We start from the raw sequence: 4,643 nt of genomic DNA on the forward strand, positions 1-4,643 counted from the left end.
TATCAGTTCCGGGGCGGCCGCCTGGGCAGCTCTGCAGGTGGCCAAGCGGCCGGAAAACGCCGGAAAACTGATCGTCGTGGTGCTCCCCGACCTGGGCGAGCGGTATCTCACCACGCGATTGTTCCCCGAGTGATGGAGAGTTCATCGCTCTCCAACTTCCCAATCGCAACCTGGTCCGGTTTGACCGGGATGGGGTAGTTCAGGAACAAAAAAGCCCGGGCGACCTCTTGAAGCGGTCGCCCGGTTGAGTTACTGGCGTCTCGGGTAGCACGTCAGTTGATTCGGTCCCGATCGTCCGGTTTCATCTCATCAGCACCCGCAGGGCTTCTCGCAGGCGGGCTTTTCGCAAGCCGGAGCGCACGGATTGCAGATCACGCGACGAACGCGATGATGGTGAATCCGGACGGGCTTGCACACGGGAGCGCAGGCGGCTTCGCAGGCGGGTTTTTCGCAAGCCGGAGCGCAGGGCTCGCAGCAGGCCCGACGCAGGTGATGGTGACGCACGCGGACCGGTTTGCACGCGGGCTCGCAAGCGGGTTCACAAGCCGGTTTGCAGGGTTCGCAAGCCGGAGCGCACGCCTCGCGGCAGGCACGCTTGGCCTGATGATGGGCCCGAATGCGGGCAAGCAGACCAGGACGGCAGCAGGGCTCGCAAGCGGGTTCACAGGCGGGCTCGCAGGCGGGTTTTTCGCAAGCCGGAGCGCAGGGCTCGCAACAGGCATGCTTGGCCAGGTGATGGGCCCGAATACGGGCGAGCAGGCCAGGCCGACAAACCGGGGCACAGGCGGGTTCGCAAGCGGGTTCGCAGGCCGGCTTCTCACACGCTGGGGCGCATGCACCACCGCCGAAGAGAGTCGAGGCCTGAGCCGAGCTCAAGGCCAGTCCAATGGTGAGGGCACCAAGGACCGCGGCACTGTAAAGTGTGACACGCTTCATGGGAAACAGTCTCCTCTTGTACGAGTTACAGAAACACCCAACACCGCTCAAGTTATCCAATTCGCGTGTGGCTATCACTTTCTATCGTCTCACCAAACATAGCATTTTATTCATTTGCTTCTGTTTGCGCGTTCTTCCGAAGCAATAAGGCTCAAAAATTGACAACTGTGCCGCCTGTAACGACCGTGGCGATTTGCCGGGTAGTGGGACCCTCTGCCTGGCAGATTCCCCGCATAGGAGGGTGTTCGGAGGGCTATTTGGACCTGCTAGGCTGGTAGTACGGCCAACCGCGGCGTGGAAACACCGTGAGTCTTCTGCCATGCTCCGATTGCAACGGCTGCTGTAAGCTAGACTACTTTTAAAAGGAAAGAAGGAAAGGCAGTGTGCTTAAAAAAGCGAAGCGAGGGGATTTGAGAGGTCCGTTGACACGACTCGTTTCCAGGGGAAGAGTTTCGATGATGGATGGGCGACCAATGACAGCAACAGGACACAAAGAGATCTATTCCGAGTTAGGCAACGACCCGGACTTGCGGGATCTCATCGAAATGTTCGTCCAAGAGATGCCCTACCGGACGGCCGTTTACGAAGAGCTTCTCACAGCGGGGAATCTCGAGGAGCTCCGCCGGGCGGTCCATCAGCTCAAAGGCGCTGCCGGAAGTTACGGCTTCCCGGTGATCACAGAAGCAGCCGCCGCGGTGGAACTCGCGATCCGAAATGAAGCACAGTACGAGGAAATTCGGCAAAACCTCGATCGGCTCATTCAATTGTGCCATGCCGCCCGGGTGTGTCCCGAGCAGTGACTTTTAGCGGAGTGGCCAGGTGCCCCTTCCTGAGGGCTTCACAGTTGGGCCCTTTTCGCGGGATCTGCGGCTGCTACTTTGCGCTCGTGGTTCCCGTGCAGTTCGATCCGGATCGAGTTGGCGACGCCGGGTTGAACGGAAAAGCTGATTTCCGTCGTCCCGACCTCCGCTTTGTTCACGCGGACCGTGTACTCGCCGGCAAATCCGCGGAATTTGACGCGTCCGGTCTCATCCGTTTTTGCCGTTTCCCTGGTCCACCATTTTTGCTTGATGAGTTTGTAAAGCTCCGTGTATGCCGGTTTGGGCGACATGTCATTGCGGAGCAGTCCCGCCGGGGCTCCCTGCCAGGCGCGATAATCGGAAAAATCCCACCACGTGATCGCCTCCACCGCGGGATGTGAGAAAAGCATCGTGTAAAATCGCACAACTTCCCGGGCCTGATATTCCTCCCCTTCGGGAGTGGTGATCCACGGACGGGGACGTTCCCGCCCCAGTTCACCCGAGAGAATGGTGGTTTCGGTGAAGTGGAGAGGCACCTTGAATCGGGAGAATCGCTCGCAAACATCCCAGATCTGCTTGTTGGACCAGGTGCCCCCATGCATGTGGCTCTGAATTCCGATCACGTCAAAAATCGGGCGGTTCTGATCGTCCACGAGTTGTTCCAGCAAGCGTTCGTATTTTGGGCTGGTCACATAATCATTGATGATCAACGTGGCGTTAGGATTGGCCTTTCGCGCTCGTTCGAAACAGAGCTTCGTGAATTCAATCTGTCCGACTTCCCGCCACATCCTTGTCATTTTGGGAGCCCGCTGCTGGAACGACGGCCGGTCGAACTCCGTCGCTTCATTGACCACGTCCCAGCGATCGATGAGGCCGGCAAATCGGGAGACGCAATCCTCGATGCGGGCAAGCTGAAGGCGAAGAATCTCCTTAGGATCGTCGGGCAACCATGCGGGGTCAGCAAAGTTCCACGCCAGCGGATGACCTTTGACCACAATCCCATGCTCGCGACACCATTCGGCCACTTGCCGGGTGTAATCGTGGGATGGCTGACCTTGCTGCCGTTCATACATCGGCCAGTAGAAAGCCACGGTGGCATAGTTGAAGATTTCGGCAAAACGCTGACGGTAGGCCTCCTGCAGTTCGGGGTCCTCGATTCTTCCCCAGTTGAAAATATTGCAGCCAAAAAGAAAGGCATGCTGCGTCTGTTCGATGGTCACTTCCGCGTTCGGAACGGGTTTGCCGTCGAGAATGACCACCATTTCCACATCGCTTTTTCGGTATTTTTCGATCCGTTCCTCGGCTGTCCGCCACAGTTCATCGTTCTGCTCGGCTGCTTTCAGCCCTGCTGGCAGAATCGTGATGGCTCCGGCGATACAGGCCACTCCGAGGCAGAAAGTCATTGTGCGACTGGTCACGTGCAATCTCCTCATTTCAGGCATAACCAAATGGAAGCACTCTCTCGACAGCGATGTTGCGGCTCTCCTTTCGAGCAACGCCACGTCGTTACGACGGCATTGTTCCGGGCAGTTGCAGGAGTTGGTACAGTCTCGGATCGGCCAGACTGGACACGATCAAGCGGGCGGTTGAAAAATCATGCCGGGCGCTGTGGGGCCCGGGAACGGCGATGGCTATTGTACCAGCCGCGGCCGCTGCGCGACAACCGGCTTCGCTGTCTTCCAGCACGACCACCCTTTCCGGTTCCAACCCGAAGCGAGCGGCTGCTTTCAGGTAAATCTCAGGATCCGGCTTCCCGCGCTGAACGTCTTCTGCCGTGAGCGTGAAATGAAATCGCGGTTCGAGCTGGAAAGTGCCCAGCACAGCCTGAAGTGTTCGACGGCTGCTGCTGGTGGCAATGGCCTTGGGAATCCCTGCTTTCTCAAGGGCGTCCAGCAGTTCCAGCAGACCTGGCATCGGTTGGATGCGTCCTTTGATCATCTCGATGAAGAGGTCCTCGGACTCTCTGGCCAGGGTTTGCCAATCGTCGGAAAGATTATGCCAGCGGATCATGATCTCAAAGCTCGCCTGGGGCGGCCGACCCATCATGGCGTCGCTGAGTTCGCGGGTAAAGACGTGTCCCCGGCGGCGAAGAAGCTCTGTGCCCACGGCAAAGTAGATGTCCTCGGTGTTGAACATCAGCCCATCCATATCGAACACAACGGCTCCGGGGGCTGGTTGCAACTCGGTTGCCTCAGGTCTTCCGGTTTGTTCCACCATTGCTGCTAACCCTTCATGTCTATCTCGGCGAAGCTGGCTCATACGCTCATTTTGCTGTGCCGTCGGTCGATCCGAAATAATTTCCTCTTCGCAAATTTTTTGCGGCAGCAATTTTTCTCCGACGGAATTCCCCCGATTTCAGGGTCTGCACGCTCACGGGGTCTTGAGTCGTTGAGTCACTTCCTGTGCATTTAATCCCCGTACCAGAACGCGCTTTTGCGGGGAGGTTTGGCCCGACACGATCTCCAGTTGGGAGGGCCGAATGCCCAGGCTTCTCGCCAGGATCTCGAGTACCGCCTGGTTGGCCTTTCCTTTTTCCGGCGCCTGAGTGACCCACACTTTCACACGCTGGTCCGACTCCCATCGCACCTCATTACGGCGCGCCCCCGCGTGCACTTTAATTTCCAGCACACAGCCTTCAGGATGATCCACGGGTGGATTCATACGAGAGATTCCCGGCTACCTGGTCATGAAGTTGTTGAATGCGTCCATTGACGGAACTTTCTCAGGGACGGTCACACCAGCCGTTTGAGACATTCGTCAAAGTCAAGGCTCGGGCGCCACGGTGATGGCTCAGGACTCTTCCTCGAGGATACCCTGAAAAAGGGCCGAACCGATCCGCACCATGGTGGCCCCTTCTTCGATGGCGATTTCAAAATCTCCGCTCATCCCCATAGAAAGTTCTCTTAG

At 57.9% G+C, this 4,643-nt stretch carries 4 protein-coding genes and 2 pseudogenes; 2 read left to right on the top strand and 4 right to left on the bottom strand.

The window, feature by feature from the left end; all coding sequences use genetic code 11:
• Both H5U08_RS19850 and H5U08_RS10565 read left to right on the top strand, forming a co-directional pair.
• Positions 1-133, top strand: a pseudogene (locus tag H5U08_RS19850) (cysteine synthase A); the annotation flags it as partial.
• Positions 134-1,409: 1,276 nt separating this feature from the next.
• A complete protein-coding gene (locus H5U08_RS10565; RefSeq protein WP_297032810.1) occupies positions 1,410-1,736 on the top strand; it encodes an Hpt domain-containing protein in 327 nt (108 codons plus the stop codon).
• 38 nt (positions 1,737-1,774) lie between these two features.
• On the opposite strand, the gene H5U08_RS10570 is transcribed toward H5U08_RS10565, so the two are convergent.
• The 4 genes and pseudogenes from H5U08_RS10570 to H5U08_RS19855 all read right to left on the bottom strand — a co-directional run.
• Positions 1,775-3,154 (bottom strand): endo-1,4-beta-xylanase, encoded by a 1,380-nt coding sequence (locus H5U08_RS10570; RefSeq protein ID WP_297032812.1) that lies wholly within the window; start codon positions 3,152-3,154, stop codon positions 1,775-1,777.
• Between the two features lie 88 nt (positions 3,155-3,242).
• Entirely contained in the window at positions 3,243-3,953 is a 711-nt protein-coding gene (locus H5U08_RS10575; RefSeq protein ID WP_297032814.1) for an HAD family phosphatase, read from the bottom strand.
• Between the two features lie 153 nt (positions 3,954-4,106).
• Positions 4,107-4,397: a DUF167 domain-containing protein gene (locus tag H5U08_RS10580; protein ID WP_297032816.1), complete on the bottom strand. Its 291-nt coding sequence runs from the start codon at positions 4,395-4,397 to the stop codon at positions 4,107-4,109.
• 129 nt (positions 4,398-4,526) lie between these two features.
• Positions 4,527-4,643, bottom strand: a pseudogene (locus tag H5U08_RS19855) (YggS family pyridoxal phosphate-dependent enzyme); the annotation flags it as partial.

The organism is Thermogutta sp., from assembly GCF_014359955.1.
Classification (GTDB): Bacteria; Planctomycetota; Planctomycetia; order Pirellulales; family Thermoguttaceae; genus Thermogutta.

Coding starts and splice junctions, on each gene's coding strand:
- H5U08_RS10565 (WP_297032810.1), top strand. CDS start 1,410: ATGACAGCAACAGGACACAAAGAGATCTATTCCGAGTTAGGCAACGAC.
- H5U08_RS10575 (WP_297032814.1), bottom strand. CDS start 3,953: ATGGTGGAACAAACCGGAAGACCTGAGGCAACCGAGTTGCAACCAGCC.
- H5U08_RS10580 (WP_297032816.1), bottom strand. CDS start 4,397: ATGAATCCACCCGTGGATCATCCTGAAGGCTGTGTGCTGGAAATTAAA.